Here is a 14683-nt window from a genome sequence, read left to right as displayed (position 1 = left end):
GGCATGAGCCGGAACGCGAAGATCAACGCCCTGCTGCTGCTCCTGGTCGCCGCCCTCGCCGTGCTGCCGCTGGCGCTGGGACTGGGCGACGGCAAGGAGGAGCCGTTCTCGGGCTCCGACAACCAGGCCGAGGCGGCCATCACCGAGCTCAAGCCGGACTACGAGCCGTGGTTCTCGCCGCTGTACGAACCCCCCTCCAGCGAGGTGGAGTCGGCGCTCTTCGCCCTGCAGGCGGCGCTGGGCGCGGGCGTGCTCGCGTACTACTTCGGCGTCCGCAAGGGCCGCCGCCAGGGAGCGGCAGCGGCGGCCGCCGCGGCCGGGGCCGCCGCTCCCGGTGCTCCGGCCGGTGACGCGGCCGCCCCCGCCGCCCCCGCGGCCCCGGAGTCGTAGCCGGTGCTGCCCATCGACGTGGCCGCGCACAGCAGTCGCTGGCGCGGCCGCCATCCGCTGGAGAAGGCCCTGCTGGGCCTCGGGCTGACGGTGACCGCCGTATGCCTGCCGCCCTGGCCCGGCGGCCCCCTGGTGGCGGCCGCCACCCTCGCCGTGCTGCTCGGGCCGGCCGGGGTGGCCGGGCGGCAGCTGTGGCGGGCCTTCCGGATCCCGCTCGGCTTCTGCTTCACCGGGGCGGTGCCGCTGCTGTTCGCGGTGGGCGGGGCGGCGGGCCCGGTCTCGCTGGCCCCGGACGGCCCCCGGCACGCCGTCGAGCTGCTGCTGCGCACGTCGGCGGCCTCGCTCGGGGTGCTGCTGTTCGCGTTCACCACCCCCGTCTCGGACGTGCTGCCCCGGCTGGCCAGGGCCGGCGTCCCGGCCCCCGTGGTGGACGTGGCGCTCGTCATGTACCGGATCGGGTTCCTGCTGCTGGACTCCCTCGACCGGGTCAGGCGCGCCCAGGCGGCCCGTCTGGGGCAGGCCGGCCGGGCGGCGGCGTGGCGCTCCCTGGCCGGGCTCGCCGCGACCTCCTTCGTCCGGGCCTTCGACCGCGCGGCGCGGCTCCAGTCGGGCCTGGCCGGGCGCGGCTACGACGGCACGCTGCGGGTCCTCGTCCCCGAGGCGGCGCTGTCCTGGCGCTTCCTCGCGGCCTCGGCGGCCCTGCTGGCCGGCCTGGTCGCGCTGACTCTCACCCTGAAGGGCGTGTACCTGTGAACCCGTTGGTGGAACTGGCCGGCGCCGGCTACGCGTACGAGGACGGCCCGGCGGTCCTGACCGGCGTGGACTTCGCCATCGCCGAGGGCCGGGCGCTGGTCCTGCTGGGCCGCAACGGCAGCGGCAAGACCACGCTGATGCGGCTGCTCAGCGGCGGCCTGCGGCCCGCCGCGGGCGAGCTGCGCCTGGAGGGCAGTGCCGTGTCGTACGACCGGGCGGGCCTGACCCGGCTGCGCACCGCGGTGCAGCTGGTCGTCCAGGACCCCGACGACCAGCTGTTCGCCGCCTCCGTCGAGCAGGACGTGTCCTTCGGCCCGATGAACCTGGGCCTGCCGGTGGACGAGGTGCGCGCCCGGGTGGATGCGGCGCTGGCGGCGCTCGACATCACGGCGCTGCGGGACCGCCCGACGCACCTGCTCTCGTACGGGCAGCGCAAGCGCGCGGCGATCGCGGGCGCGGTGGCGATGGCCCCGCGGGTGCTGATCCTGGACGAGCCGACGGCCGGCCTCGACCCCGACGGCCAGGAACGGCTCCTGGACACCCTGGCCGGGCTGCGCTCGCGCGGGACGACGGTGGTGATGGCGACGCACGACGTCGACCTGGCCGTGCGCTGGGCCGACGACGCGGCGGTGCTGACCCCGGCCGGGATCCGCTTCGGCCCGGCCGCGCAGCTGCTGGCGGACCCGGAGCTGCTGGCGGGGGCGGGCCTGCGCCGGGCGTGGGCCCCGGCGGTGGCGGCGCTGCTGCGGGCCCGGGAGCTGCTGGGGGCGGACGCACCGGGCCCGAAGACCCCGGAGGCGCTGGCCGCCTGGCACTGAAGGCCGGCCCGGGGGGTGGCCCGGGGCGGTCCCGGGCCGGTTCCCGGGGGCTCCCTAGGATGACGGCATGTCGCTGCCGCACGCCATCCTCACCGCCCTGCTCGAGAAGCCCTCGTCGGGGCTGGAGCTGACCCGGCGGTTCGACCGGTCGATCGGGTACTTCTGGTCCGCGACGCACCAGCAGATCTACCGGGAGCTCGGCCGGCTGGAGGAGGCCGGGCTGATCCGGGCGCTGCCGAGCGAGGTGCCCGTACGGGGGCAGAAGAAGGAGTACGAGGTGCTGCCGGCCGGCCGTGCGCAGCTCGCCCGGTGGGTCGGCGAGAGCCAGGACCCGAAGGCCATCCGGGATCCGCTGCTGCTGCGGATCCGGGCGGCGGCCGTGGTCGGGCCGCAGGGGCTGGCGGCGGAGCTGCGGCGCCATCTGGAGCTGCACCGCAGGCAGCTGGCGGTGTACGAGGCCATCGAGGCCAGGGACTTCCCGCCGGAGCGGGACTCCGACGAGGACAGGCTGCGCCGGCTGGTGCTGCACGGCGGGACCGGCCTGGAGACGTTCTGGCTGCGCTGGCTGGAGGAGGCCCTCGCCGAGGTCGAGGGCATGGCGCAGGCCGGGTCGGGGACCGGGACGGAGCCCGACCCCGGGAGGGAGCCCGACCGGCCCGCCGGGGCCGGCTGACGCGGGTGCCGCGCGGCCGCGGGCAGGCTGACGCCCCCGTGCCGCCCTCAGGGGGCGGCACGGGGGCGCGGCACGGGGCTTACTTGTTCAGGGAGGCCCAGAACTCGTCGAAGCTCATCAGGCCGTCGCCGTTCGTGTCCTTGGCGGCGATGACGGCGTCCGCGACCGGGCCGGTGACGAACGGGTCGCCCATCTCGGCCATGGCCTGCCGGAACTCGTCGGCCGTGACGAAGCCGTCGCCGTCCACGTCGAACCGGCCGAACGTCGTCCGCGCGCTCTCGATGTCCGCCACTGGGATCCACCCCTTCTTGGTGCTCATTGACCGGCTCAGGGTAGCGCCAGCGGGGTGCCGCCCCTCCCCCGGGTCCCGTTCGGCTCCGGCTAGCGGAAGATGCCGGTGTGCCCGAGCGAGTAGCGGCCGGGCTGCGGGTAGACGGCCAGACCGTGCGGGCCGCCGCCCACCGGGATGCGGGCCAGCTGCCGGCCGGTCGCGGTGTCGATGGCGTACACCTCGGAGTGGTAGCGGCCCGACAGCCACAGCACCTTGCCGTCGGCGGAGACGCCGCCCATGTCGGGGCTGCCGCCGTTGGGCAGGTCCCACTTCTTGGTGAGCTTGTTCCGGCGGAAGTCGAAGACGGAGATGCTGCCCTCGCCCCGGTTGGAGATGTACATCTCGCGGGAGTCGCGGGAGATGTACAGGCCGTGGCAGCCCTTGCCGGTGGGCAGCAGCCTGGGGGTGTCGAACGCGTCGCCGCTGAGCACCCACATGCCGTGGGCCATCATGTCCGCGACGTAGAAGGTCTTGCCGTCGGGCGAGATCTTCACGTCCTGCGGCATGGCGCCCTCGAAGGGCAGCTTCTGCCGGCCGATGACCGCCATCTTCTCGGTGTCGACCTTCAGCAGCTCGCCGGAGAACTCGCACGAGACGATGAAGTAGCGGCCGTCCGCGGAGAAGTCGGCGTGGTTGACGCCGAGGCAGGTGACGGGCAGCGTCTTGACCCGGTGCATCGTGTGCGCGTCGCGGAAGACCAGCTCCTTGTCCATGGAGGCCATGACGACCGCGTACTTGCCGTTCGGCGTGAAGTACAGGTTGTACGGGTCGTGCACCTCGACCGGTGCACCGGCCTTGCCGGTGGCGGGGTCGATGGGCGTGAGGGTGTGGCCCCGGTTGTTGTTGACCCACAGGGTCTTCATGTCCCAGGACGGCACCACGTGCTGCGGCTGGATGCCGACCGGGATGGTCTGGACGACCTTGTACGTCTTCGGGTCGATCACCGACACCGTGTTGGAGGCGGTGTTCGGCACGTACACGCGCGAGGGGAAGTCCTTGACCACCGGGGAGAGCCGGTTCGGCCGGTCGGCCGCGTACACGTCCTTCGGGTCGAGGAGCGGCGGCATCCCGGCCAGAGCGGGCCGGGCCACCTGGACCGCCTTGGCGGGCGGCTCGGCCGCCGCCTTGGAGCCGAGCGCCTCGGCGGGGCGCTTGCTCGCCGATCCGCAGCCGGCCAGGGCGGCGAGGACCAGACCGGCCAGCAGCACGGTGGCCTTCCGGGGAAGGCGGGTGGAGGTCATGGGGTCAGCAGCTCCGTGGTGGTCACCGCGCGCAGGTTGCGGCGCGCGAGTTCTTCGAGGAGGGGCGGCATCGCGTCGACCGTGTCCGCGTAGCCGAAGTGCAGGCTCACCACCGATCCGCTGCGGATCGTCCCGGTGACCGTGCGGATGACGGCCGCGGCGCCGGGCGAGGTGAAGTCGAGGGAGTCCACGTCGTACGACAGGACGTGCGGGTAGCCCGCCCGCCGGGCCAGCCTGGTCACGAGTGCGCTGGCGTGCTGGGCCTGCGAGGGGCGGAACCAGCTGCCGATGGAGCCGGTGAGCCGTTTGAGGCGCTCGGCGCAGCCGGTGATCTCCGCGGAGGCCTCCGCCTCGGACATGGCGTTGATCGCGAGGTGGCGCTGGGTGTGGTTGCCGAGCTCGTGGCCGCCGTCGAGGACGCGGCGGGCGATCTCCGGGTGGGCGTCGAGCCAGCTGCCGATGGCCAGTACGGTGACCCGCGCGCCGGCGCGCTCGGCCTCGGCCAGGACGGCCCGGGCGGTGGCGGGGTCGCCGTTGCCGTGGAAGGTGAGGGCGACGCGGGGGCGGTCGCGGGGGCCGTGGGCGATCTCGTCGGGCTGGCCGGGGAAGCGGCGCGGGGCCGCGGCACGGCCGGGCTCGGGGCGGGCGTGCCCGGCGGCCTGCCCTGCGGGCGGCGGGGAACCGGCGGGGGCCAGGCCGCCCGCGCCCGCCCCGCAGGCGGTGGCGAGGGCGCCGAGGGCGGCGGCCGCGCCGGCGCGGAGGGCTGATCGGCGGTCCGGAGAGCAGGGCACCTGCCCATTTAAGGCGCAGATGGCATGAGAGATAACGATTGACCCAATTCGGTCCGTTCGCCGAAGAGGACCCATTCGGAGGACCGTCCGCTATCCGATCAACGAATCACGCGGAGCGGTGGATAGTTATTCATGGATTGCGAGGTGCGTGGCCGACCTCACCTAGGATTTAGATGGAAACTCTTAGTCTTTACACACTTATGTCCGAGTTGGGACTTTTGGCATTCGGTCCCCCGTCTGCCATAGTCGGAACCACGGCTTCCCCATTGACCCGAGCGAAGTCGCCCACGCCGAGGATCACACCCCCTTCGATCCTCGGCGCACCCATGGAGCCCCCACGACGCCCCACCACGGCGAGCGGGGGCTCCAGGCGTATCAGCGGTCGGCCACCCGCATCTCGAACCAGGTGATCTTGCCGCGGGGCAGCAGATCGGCACCCCAGCGGTCGGACAGCTTGTCCACGAGGAAGAGCCCGCGGCCGGTGGTGTCCAGCTCGTGGACCGGCATCAGGCAGGGCAGCCCGCGCGAGGGGTCGCGCACCTCGACGCGGATCCAGCCGCGGCGGCGCAGCATCCGTAACCCGAAGGAGCGGGCACCGGTGTGCCGGACCGCATTGCCGACGAGCTCGGAGACCAGCAGGACCGTGTGCTCGGAGACCTGCGGCGAGAACCCCCAGAAGCGGATCACCACGTACTGGGTGAGCCGGCGGGCGGTGCTCGCCGACTCCGGCATGGACGGCAGCGTCACTTCCGCCTCGGCCGGATTGCCGTACAAGTCCAGCGCTTTGAGGCCCTGTTCGTCCTCGAGCGCCGCCATCGGCCGCACGGCGGAAGCGCTGTTGCGCTGCCGCGGCTGTTCCACACCCTCCAGGCCCGCCATGAACCCATCATGGACGGCCGACACGGCCGTCCGGGCCGTTCCGCGGGAAAACACCCCCCGCAGCACGCGGCTCCAAGGGGGTGCCCTGTCATATGCGTTGGGCATCAGGCCGCCCGCACAACCACTCTGATCTGCGGTGACGCACGGCACACCGACGATCACACCGAGTGGATCACCAGGCTCCCTTAACCCTGCCTTAAGGCCTGGCTAATCCACCCCCAGGGAGGACCGACGAGTTCTCGACCCGGCCTGGAGGAACCGGGCCCTAGACGAACTTGGCCTTGCCCGGGCCCTCCTCGACGAAGCTGCGCATCCCGCGCTCGCGGTCCTCGGTGGCGAACAGGCCCGAGAACCAGTTGCGTTCGATGGTCAGGCCGGTGTCGATGTCCGCCTCCAGGCCGGCGTCCACGCACTCCTTCGCGGCGCGCAGCGCGATGGCCGGGCCCTGGGCGAGCTTCGCGGCCCAGGCGTGCGCCTGCTCGTAGACCTCGGCGGCGGGCACGACGCGGTCCACGAGGCCGAGGGTGAGCGCCTCGTCGGCCTTGACCATGCGCCCCGTGAAGATGAGGTCCTTGGCCTTGGAGGGGCCGATCAGGCGGGACAGCCGCTGGGTGCCGCCGGCGCCCGGGATGAGGCCCAGCAGGATCTCGGGCTGGCCGAGCTTGGCGTTGTCGGCGGCGATGCGGTAGTCGGCGCACAGCGCCAGCTCGCAGCCGCCGCCCAGGGCGTAGCCGGTGACGGCGGCGACGACCGGCTTGGGGATGCGGGCCACGGCGGTGAAGGCGTCCTGGAGCGCGCGGGACCGGGCGACCATCGCCGCGTGGTCCATCGTCTGCATCTCCTTGATGTCCGCGCCCGCCGCGAACACCTTCTCGCCGCCGTAGAGGATCACGGCGCGGACGTCGGCCCGGTCGGTGGCCTCCGCCGCGAGCTCGCGCAGCCGGTCCTGGGTGGCGATGTCCAGGGCGTTCATGGGCGGCCGGTCCAGGCGGATGGTGCCGACGCCTTCGGAGACTTCGAGAGAGATGGTCATACGGGGAAGGTTAGCGCCGGTTAACACGAAGTGGCCCGGTGCTGTGGGTCACGGCACCGGGCCACGCGCGCCCGCGGCGGCCGCCGTCAGGGCGCCGCTGCGGGGAGGACTACTTGATCCACTCCGCCCAGTCCATGTTCCAGCCGTTCAGGCCGTTGTCCGGGGCGATCTGCTTGTCCTTGGAGTTCTTCACGATGACGACGTCACCGATGAGCGACTCGTTGAAGAACCAGGCGGCGGGCTGGTTGCCGTCGCCGGCGCCGCGGACGTCCTTCAGGCCGACGCAGCCGTGGCTGACGTTCTCCGAGCCGAACGTGGAGGAGGAGGCCCAGTAGTTGCCGTGGACGAAGGTGCCGGAGTTCGACAGGCGCATCGCGTGCGGCACGTCCGAGATGTCGTACTCGCCGCCGAAGCCGACGGTGGCGCCGTTCATCCGGGTCACCTTGTACTTCTCGCTGATGACCATCTGCCCGTTGTACGTGGTCGTCGACGGGGCGCCCGCGGTGATGGGGAGGTTCTTGATGACCTGGCCGTCGCGGACGACCTGCATGGTGTGCTCGCTCGCGTCGACCGTGGAGACCTGCGAGCGGCCGATGGTGAAGGTGACCGTGCGGGTCTGCTTGCCGTAGACGCCGGGCCGGCCCTCGACCCCGTCAAGGGCGATCTTGACCGTGACCTTGGTGCCCGCGGCCCAGTACTTCTCCGGGCGGAAGTCGAGGCGGTCGTTGCCGAACCAGTGGCCCTCGATCGGCACGGACGGTTCGGCCGTCACCGTGATGGCCTTCTCCACGGCCTCGGTGTTGGTGATGCCGCGGGTGAAGTTGAACGACACCGGCATGCCCACGCCGACGGTCTCGCCGTCCTCGGGCGTGTAGTGGCCCACGAACGTGTTCGTCGGGGTGAGGGTCGTGAAGGTGGTGTCCTTGGCGGACTCCCGGCCGGCCTCGTCCTTGGCCACCGCGTGCACCTTGTACTCGGTGGCGGAGGCCAGGTTGCGCGCCGGCTCCCAGCTCGCACCGTCCGCGGCGATCTTGCCCTCGACGGCGTTGCCCTTGGTGTCGGCCACGGTCACCGTGGTCAGCTTGCCGCCGGTGGTGGATATCTTCAGGACGCCGCTGGTGGCGACCTCCTTGGACCCGTCGTCCGGCTTGACGTTGACGACGGCCTTCGACGCCTCGTTGCCGGCCTTGGCCGCCCCTCCGGCGCCGCCGTTGCTGCCGCCGCCTCCGCCGCCGCTGGTTCCGCCGCCGCTGCACGCGCTGGTGAACAGCAGGGCCGCCCCCAACAGGAGGGCCGGCAGGCCGGTGCGGCGGACGCGGCCGCGTATCGGCTGCAGGTTCACTCTTCTCTTCTCCCCATGTCCCCCGCGCGCGGACAGTCGCGCGCTTGCCGACAGGAAATCACATGGAGGTATCACGAAGAGAAACGGTCATGTCACCGTTCCGTCCCAAGTCGCGCCGCATGCGGTACGGGGACGGGCCCGCGCGGCGCTGCGCGCGGGCCCGGGACACGGCTCAGGCGTGCGGGGCCCCGTCAGGACGGCCGTCGTTGCCGTCCTTGCCTTCCTTGCCGGGCTCCTTGCCCTTGTCCTTCCCGTGGTCCTTGTCCTTCTCCTTGTCCTTGTCCTTGTCCTTGTCCTTGTCCTTGTGGTGCTCGCGCTTGTTCTCGAGCGTCACGACGATCCGGTGGCCCGGGGTGTCGTCGCCCAGGACCAGCGGCCCCGTCACCGCGTTCGCCGGCAGCGCGTAGCCCTCGGGGACGTCCGTCTCCCGCAGGTAGTACGTGCCGTCCTCCAGGTGCGCGAAGGTGCAGCTGCCCCGGCTGTCCGTGGCACAGCCGGGCCGTACCAGGAGGTCGGAGTCCTCGCCCCGCGACTGCAGGCCCTCGGTGCCGTTGGTCTCCTTCCAGACCTCGAACACCGCGCCGCGCAGCGGCTGCTTCGTCTTGGCGTCCTTCTTCAGGACCTCCAGCTCGCCCGCGTGCCCCCGCCGGTCGTTGTCCAGCACCGCCGTGACGCCGCGCTCGGCGTTCTGCTCCGTCAGGACCAGCGTGGCCATGGCCCGTCCGGGCAGCACGTACCCGCCGGGGGCCGCGGTCTCGCGCCAGTAGTAGGTGCCGACCGGGACGGTCCGCTCGCACACCCCGTCGCGGCCGGTCACGCACGCGGGCGGGAGCTGCTCGTCGGGGGTGGGGTCGGGGCCGGCGGTCTGCAGGCCCGGCACGCCGTTGCTCTCGCGCCACAGCTCGAACGCGGCGCCTTCGAGGGGGACGCCGCTCTCCCGGTCCTGCTTGAGCACGCGCACCCGGCCGGTGACCGGCCGCGGCGGCACCCGCGTGTTGTCCACGGTGACGCTGACGCCCCGACGGGCGTTCGCCTCGGTCAGCGTGAGCGGGAAGACGGGGTTCGCGGGCAGTTCGTAGCCGTCGGGAGCGGTGGTCTCCCGCCAGTAGTACGTGCCGGGCTCCACCTCCCGGGAGCAGGTGCCGTCCGCGGGGGTGGTGCAGTGCGCGACCTGCGTGTCGGGGCGGGCGCCGGCGGCCTGCAGGCCCGGGACGCCGTTCGTCTCGCGCCACAGCTCGAAGCGGGCTCCGCCCAGGGGCCGGCCGTTCTCGTTGCGCTTGAGGACGGAGACGGCGCCCGTCACCGGCTCCGGTTCGCCGCACTCGGGCAGGTCGCCGGTGAAGGGATAGGCGTGGAACTCCTGGCCGCCGCCGCCGGCCTGGGAGCTGGTGTGGGTGACGGAGCCGGTGGTGAAGAAGCGTCCGTTGATGCCGGGGAGGGTGACGGTGGTCTCGGAGGACTGCTCGCCCATGAGGAGGCTGCCCTGGAACTGGCCGGTGCCCGTCAGGTCGATGCGGGTGGCGTCCGGGAAGTTCCACAGGAGCCGCTCACGGTGGGCGTTGAGCGGGTCCGTGTCGGCGATGCCGCCGCTGTAGGTGTTGATGGTGCGGGCGGGGCCGAGGACGTTGACGAGGATGGTCGCGCCCTGCGGGATCCGGGTGAAGCGGACGCCCTGCTGTACGCCTCCGATGCCGGCGATGTCGGAGTCGACGTTGAAGACCTGGAGGCGGGAGGTGTTGTCGCCGGTGAACAGGGTTTCGAAGCCGCTGTTGACGACGGTTCCGGTGGCGGGGCGCAGCCGGCCCTCGGGACGGGCGTAGCAGCGGCTGGCGGCGGTGAGCCGGTCGCGCAGGCCCGCGTACGGGGCGGCCGCGTCCGGGTCGTGGACGGGGGTGCCGCTGACGGTGCCGGTGAGCGGGCCCGCGTGGCGCACGACGCCGGTGTCGGCGATCAGGCGCTCGCCGTCGGCGACGGTGACGCTGCCGCCGGTGGTGAGGAAGTCCGCTCCGGCGGGCGGGGGGACGAGGGAGCCGGCCCCGACGACGCCGACGTTGTAGCGGCTGTCGAAGCCGGCCGCCTTGTCCTGGTCGAAGCCGCCGAGGACGACGACGCGGCCCTCCGCCTCGGAGGCGCGCTCGCGGACGCGGAAGTCGCCGCCGACGAAGATGTTGACGGCGTTGTCCCGGCCCCGGGCCACGCCGTCGCTGCCGATCGGCGGGAACGGGTCGGGGCAGCGGCCCGGGACGCACGGACCGAGGCCGCCCGGCAGCGGGGCCCGCCGTGCGACGCCCGGTGCGCGGACAGCCGCCTCCGGTCCGGGGCGGCCCTGCGCGGAGGCCTGCACGGAGGCCCCGGCGGGCGCCGGTGCGGGCCGGCCCCCGCCGGGGGCGGCCGCGAGGGCCGTGGTGGCCGCCGGCGCCCCCGTGGCCAGTGCCACGGCGACGGTGACCGCGAGTCCGAGGGGCCATTTCCTTGCTGACATGACGCTCCGTCCGTGTCCTGGCGCGCGTGCGCCGCTGGGGTGGGGCCAGCCCAGCGCAGGCGGCGGCGCGGCGGACGGACGACACTCCAGGCCCGCGGAATTCCGGTACGACAATCACCCGGGTGGTGTGGCCCCGCGGGATCAGCTGACGGCGGAGCCCGCGACCCAGTCGGTCCAGGACATGTTCCAGCCGCCCAGGCCGTTGTTCGGGGCGACCGTCTTGTCCTGCGAGTTGACGACCTCCACCACGTCCCCGATCAGGGTCCGGTCGAAGAACCAGCCGGCCGGGGTGTCGGAGCCGCCGCCCCTGTCGTCGCGCAGGCCCACGCAGCCGTGGCTGGTGTTGGTGTTGCCGAAGGTGTCGGGACTGGCCCAGTAGTTCCCGTGCAGGAAGGTCCCGGAGGTGGTCAGGCGCATGGCGTGCGGCACGTCCGGGATGTCGTACTCGCCGCCGAAGCCGACCGTCTGGCCGTTCATCCGGGTGACGTCGAACATCTCCATCACCACCATCTTCCCGTTGTAGGTGGTGTTCTTCGGCGCCCCGGCGCTGATCGGGAGGGTCGACAGCAGCCGGCCGTCGCGGCGGACCTCCATCGTGTGCGCGGCCGCGTCCACGGTGGAGACCTGGGAGCGGCCGACGGTGAACTTGATGGTCTTGTCCTGGATGCCGTACGAGCCGGGCGCGCCCTGGACGTCGCGCAGGTTCACCCGGACGGTGACCTCGGTGCCGGGCTCCCAGTACTGCTTGGGCCGGAAGTCGAGCCGCTCGCGGCCGAACCAGTGGCCGACGATGTCGACGGCGGGCTCGGCGGTGACGGTGATGGCCCGTTCCACGTCGGCCTTGTTCTCGATGGAGCGGCTGAAGTTGAAGGAGACGATCATGCCGGTGCCGACGGTGGAGCGGTTCTCGGGCTTGAAGTAGCCGATGAACCGCTCCGCGGGCACGTAGGTGGTGAAGGAGGTGTGGCGGGCCTGGCGGCGGTTGTGGCCGTCGAGGGCGACCGCGTCCACGGTGTACTTGGCGGCGAGCGCGAGCCTGCCGGCCTCCGGGTCGGGGCTCCAGCTGAGGCCGTCGGGGGCGATGGAGCCGGGGACGCGTTCCTGCTGGGCGTCCTCCACCTTGGTGACGACGACCCGCTCGAGGCGGCCCTCGGGGACCCGGACGGTCAGCGGTCCGTCGGCCGGCACCCCCTTGGCGTTGTCGTCGGGGGTGATCCGGATGGCGTCCTCGGGCGCCTTCGGTTTGCCCGGCAGCTCGATCTCGACCGGGGGGCGGCCGTCGTCGGTGCACCCGGCCAGCCCGCCCAGCAGGCCCGCCCATGCCGCCACGGCGGCCAAGCCCGCCCCTGCCCGCCTCGTCAGAAGTCTCACGATCCCTCCAACGACCGGGCCTCCCGGGAGAAACGTCGGCGTGGCCCACGTTCCGGCCGGAACTGTCCGGGCAGAACTGTGGGAAGGACCAGACGGGGGCGGGCCCGGGCCGGGACGCCCGGGGCCGCACACCCCTGCCCCCGCCGGTACCCGTGAGCCGTGGAGGCGGGCAGTGTCGAGCGCAGCCGAGCACGAGGCGGTGGATGCCGCCGCCATGGGGGCAGTGGAGGCCGAAGCGGCGCGGGCCGCGGACGCGGCGCCGGGCGGGCGCATCGGGGTGCAGGGCGCCCCGTGGCCCGCGCCGGCGCGCGTACCCGCGCCGGCGGCCGATCCCGGGCCCGCGGCCGATCCGGGGCCCGCGGCACCGCCGCCGGCGGCGGTGCGGGCGACGGCGGCGCCCCCGGTGTGGCCGGGGTCCTCCCACCCGCTGGGGGCCCGGTTCCGCACCGGCCCGGACGGCACGGCGGGCACCAACTTCGCGCTGTGGGCCCAGGGCGCGGAGGCGGTGGAGGTGTGCCTGTTCGACGCCGACGGGGCGGAGACCCGGTGCGCGCTGACCGAGCTCACGCACGAGATCTGGCACGGCTTCCTGCCCGGCGTGCGGCCCGGGCAGCGGTACGGGTTCCGGGTGCACGGCCGCTGGGACCCGTGGACGGGGGCCCGGTTCAATCCGGCCAAGCTGCTGCTGGACCCGTACGCGCGGGCCGTCGACGGGGAGTTCTGCCTGCCGCCCGAGGTGTACGGGCACGTCCGCGACTGGCCGCAGCAGTACATCGCGGACACCGTGCGCGACGACCGCGACTCGGCGCCGTTCGTGCCGAAGGGGGTCGTGGTCCACGATGACGACGACTGGGCGGACGACGTCCGGCCGAAGACGCCGTGGGCGGACTCGGTCATCTACGAGCTGCACGTGCGCGGGTTCACGATGCGCCACCCGGGCGTGCCGCAGGAGCTGCGCGGCACGTACGCGGGTCTGGCCCACCCGGCGGCCCTCGAGCACCTGGTGCGGCTGGGGGTGACGGCGGTCGAGCTGCTGCCGGTGCACCAGTTCGCCCACGAGGACCACCTGCTGCGCCGGGGCCTGCGCAACTACTGGGGCTACAACTCGATCGGCTACTTCGCCCCGCACGCGGGGTACTCCTCCTCCGGTACGGCCGGGCAGCAGGTCGGCGAGTTCAAGCGGATGGTCCGCGCCCTGCACGCGGCCGGGATCGAGGTCATCCTCGACGTGGTCTACAACCACACGGCGGAGGCGGGCGAGCTGGGCCCCACCCTGTCGCTGCGCGGAATCGACAACCGCGGCTACTACCGGCTCCAGTCCGACCAGCGGCGCTACGCCGACTACACGGGCTGCGGGAACACCCTGCACGCGGGCCGGCCGCACGTGCTGCGGCTGATCACCGACTCGCTGCGGTACTGGGTGACGGAGATGGGGGTGGACGGCTTCCGCTTCGACCTGGCGGCGGCGCTGGCCCGGTCGATGCACGACGTGGACATGCTCTCGCCGTTCCTGGCGGTGATCGCCCAGGACCCGGTGCTGCGGCGGGTCAAGCTGATCGCGGAGCCCTGGGACGTGGGCTCGGGCGGCTACCAGGTGGGCGCCTTCCCGCCGCTGTGGACGGAGTGGAACGACCGCTACCGCGATGCCGTGCGGGACTTCTGGCGGGGCGCGCTGCCCGACGTACGGGACCTGGGGTACCGGCTGTCGGGGTCGAGCGACCTGTACGCGTGGGGCGGGCGGCGGCCGTACGCCTCGGTGAACTTCGTGACCGCCCACGACGGCTTCACGCTGCGGGACCTGGTGAGCTACGAGCGCAAGCACAACGAGGCCAACGGGGAGGCGGGCCGGGACGGCACCAACGACAACCGGTCGTGGAACTGCGGGGCCGAGGGCGAGACGGACGACGCCCGGATCGGGGCGCTGCGGCGGCGGCAGCTGCGGAACCTGATGACGACGCTGCTGCTGTCGACGGGGGTGCCGATGCTGGTGGCGGGCGACGAGTTCGGGCGCACGCAGGGCGGCAACAACAACGCGTACTGCCAGGACAACGAGACGGGCTGGGTGGACTGGTCGCTGCTGGGCGATCCGGCCTGGCGGGAGCTGTGCACGCTGACCGCGCGGCTGGTGGCGCTGCGCCAGGAGCACCCGGTGCTGCGCCGGCGGGCGTTCTTCTCGGGGCGGCCGCAGGGTGCGGACGGCCTGCGGGACCTGGCCTGGTTCACCCCGGCGGGCCGGGAGATGACGGAGCGGGACTGGTACGCGCCGGCGGCCGCGCTGGGGATGTACCTGTCGGGGCGGGACATCCCGGGCCGCGACGAGCAGGGGCGGCAGGTGACCGACGAAAGCTTCCTCGCGCTGCTGCACGCCGGGGACAGGCCGCTGCCGTGGGTGCTGCCGGGGCCGCCGTGGGCGGCGGAGTACGAACTGGTGCTGGACACCGCCCGGGAGGACCAGGCCGAGGCTCCCGGGACCCGGCACCGGGGCGGGGAGACGCTGACGGTGCCGGCGCGGTCGGTGCTGCTGCTGCGGGTGGCGGGCTGAGCGGGGGCGGGGCGGGCCGGCGGGCGGCGGCCGGGGG

At 73.3% G+C, this 14683-nt stretch carries 13 protein-coding genes; 5 read left to right on the top strand and 8 right to left on the bottom strand.

Annotated elements, in window-relative coordinates:
* Positions 1-3: 3 nt before the first annotated feature.
* The 4 genes from AB0953_RS24285 (at position 4) to AB0953_RS24270 (ending at position 2634) form a co-directional block, all read left to right on the top strand.
* On the top strand, positions 4-390 hold the full coding sequence (locus tag AB0953_RS24285; RefSeq protein WP_366861654.1) for an energy-coupling factor ABC transporter substrate-binding protein: 387 nt from the start codon (positions 4-6) through the stop codon (positions 388-390).
* Positions 391-393: 3 nt separating this feature from the next.
* Positions 394-1143 carry a cobalt ECF transporter T component CbiQ gene (gene cbiQ, locus AB0953_RS24280; RefSeq protein WP_366861653.1) on the top strand — a complete coding sequence of 250 codons (750 nt, stop codon included), beginning with the start codon at positions 394-396 and terminating at the stop codon, positions 1141-1143.
* Complete coding sequence (locus AB0953_RS24275; RefSeq protein WP_366861652.1) at positions 1140-1961, top strand: ATP-binding cassette domain-containing protein; 822 nt, start codon at positions 1140-1142, stop codon at positions 1959-1961. Before cbiQ ends, AB0953_RS24275 begins: the two co-directional genes overlap by 4 nt.
* A 67-nt stretch (positions 1962-2028) precedes the next feature.
* Positions 2029-2634, top strand: coding sequence for a PadR family transcriptional regulator (locus AB0953_RS24270; protein WP_366861651.1), 606 nt, complete (start codon positions 2029-2031; stop codon positions 2632-2634).
* Between the two features lie 79 nt (positions 2635-2713).
* Here the strand turns inward: AB0953_RS24270 and AB0953_RS24265 are convergent, their stop codons facing one another.
* From AB0953_RS24265 to AB0953_RS24230, 8 genes are all read right to left on the bottom strand, one after another.
* Complete coding sequence (locus tag AB0953_RS24265; RefSeq protein ID WP_361907957.1) at positions 2714-2926, bottom strand: EF-hand domain-containing protein; 213 nt, start codon at positions 2924-2926, stop codon at positions 2714-2716.
* An 89-nt stretch (positions 2927-3015) separates the two neighbouring features.
* Positions 3016-4206: a hypothetical protein gene (locus AB0953_RS24260; protein WP_366861650.1), complete on the bottom strand. Its 1191-nt coding sequence runs from the start codon at positions 4204-4206 to the stop codon at positions 3016-3018.
* The gene (locus AB0953_RS24255) at positions 4203-4997 is read right to left on the bottom strand and encodes a polysaccharide deacetylase family protein (RefSeq protein WP_366861649.1); all 795 of its coding nucleotides are present in this window, start codon (positions 4995-4997) and stop codon (positions 4203-4205) included. The genes AB0953_RS24260 and AB0953_RS24255 overlap by 4 nt, the downstream gene beginning before the upstream one ends.
* A gap of 375 nt (positions 4998-5372) precedes the next feature.
* Complete coding sequence (locus tag AB0953_RS24250) at positions 5373-5981, bottom strand: ATP-binding protein (protein WP_366861648.1); 609 nt, start codon at positions 5979-5981, stop codon at positions 5373-5375.
* A gap of 160 nt (positions 5982-6141) precedes the next feature.
* The gene (locus tag AB0953_RS24245) at positions 6142-6909 is read right to left on the bottom strand and encodes an enoyl-CoA hydratase-related protein (RefSeq protein ID WP_366861647.1); all 768 of its coding nucleotides are present in this window, start codon (positions 6907-6909) and stop codon (positions 6142-6144) included.
* Positions 6910-7018: 109 nt separating this feature from the next.
* Complete coding sequence (locus AB0953_RS24240; RefSeq protein WP_366861728.1) at positions 7019-8245, bottom strand: Ig-like domain-containing protein; 1227 nt, start codon at positions 8243-8245, stop codon at positions 7019-7021.
* A gap of 178 nt (positions 8246-8423) precedes the next feature.
* Positions 8424-10733, bottom strand: coding sequence for a choice-of-anchor A family protein (locus AB0953_RS24235; RefSeq protein WP_366861646.1), 2310 nt, complete (start codon positions 10731-10733; stop codon positions 8424-8426).
* Positions 10734-10874: 141 nt separating this feature from the next.
* Entirely contained in the window at positions 10875-12095 is a 1221-nt protein-coding gene (locus AB0953_RS24230) for an Ig-like domain-containing protein (RefSeq protein ID WP_366861727.1), read from the bottom strand.
* A 223-nt stretch (positions 12096-12318) separates the two neighbouring features.
* Here AB0953_RS24230 and glgX point away from each other — a divergent pair, with 223 nt between their 5' ends.
* A complete protein-coding gene (glgX, locus tag AB0953_RS24225; RefSeq protein ID WP_366861726.1) occupies positions 12319-14646 on the top strand; it encodes a glycogen debranching protein GlgX in 2328 nt (775 codons plus the stop codon).
* Positions 14647-14683: the final 37 nt, after the last annotated feature.

It is taken from the genome of Streptomyces sp. NPDC046866, assembly GCF_040704625.1.
GTDB lineage: Bacteria > Actinomycetota > Actinomycetes > Streptomycetales > Streptomycetaceae > Streptomyces.
This window is presented reverse-complemented; position numbering and strand designations above follow the sequence as displayed.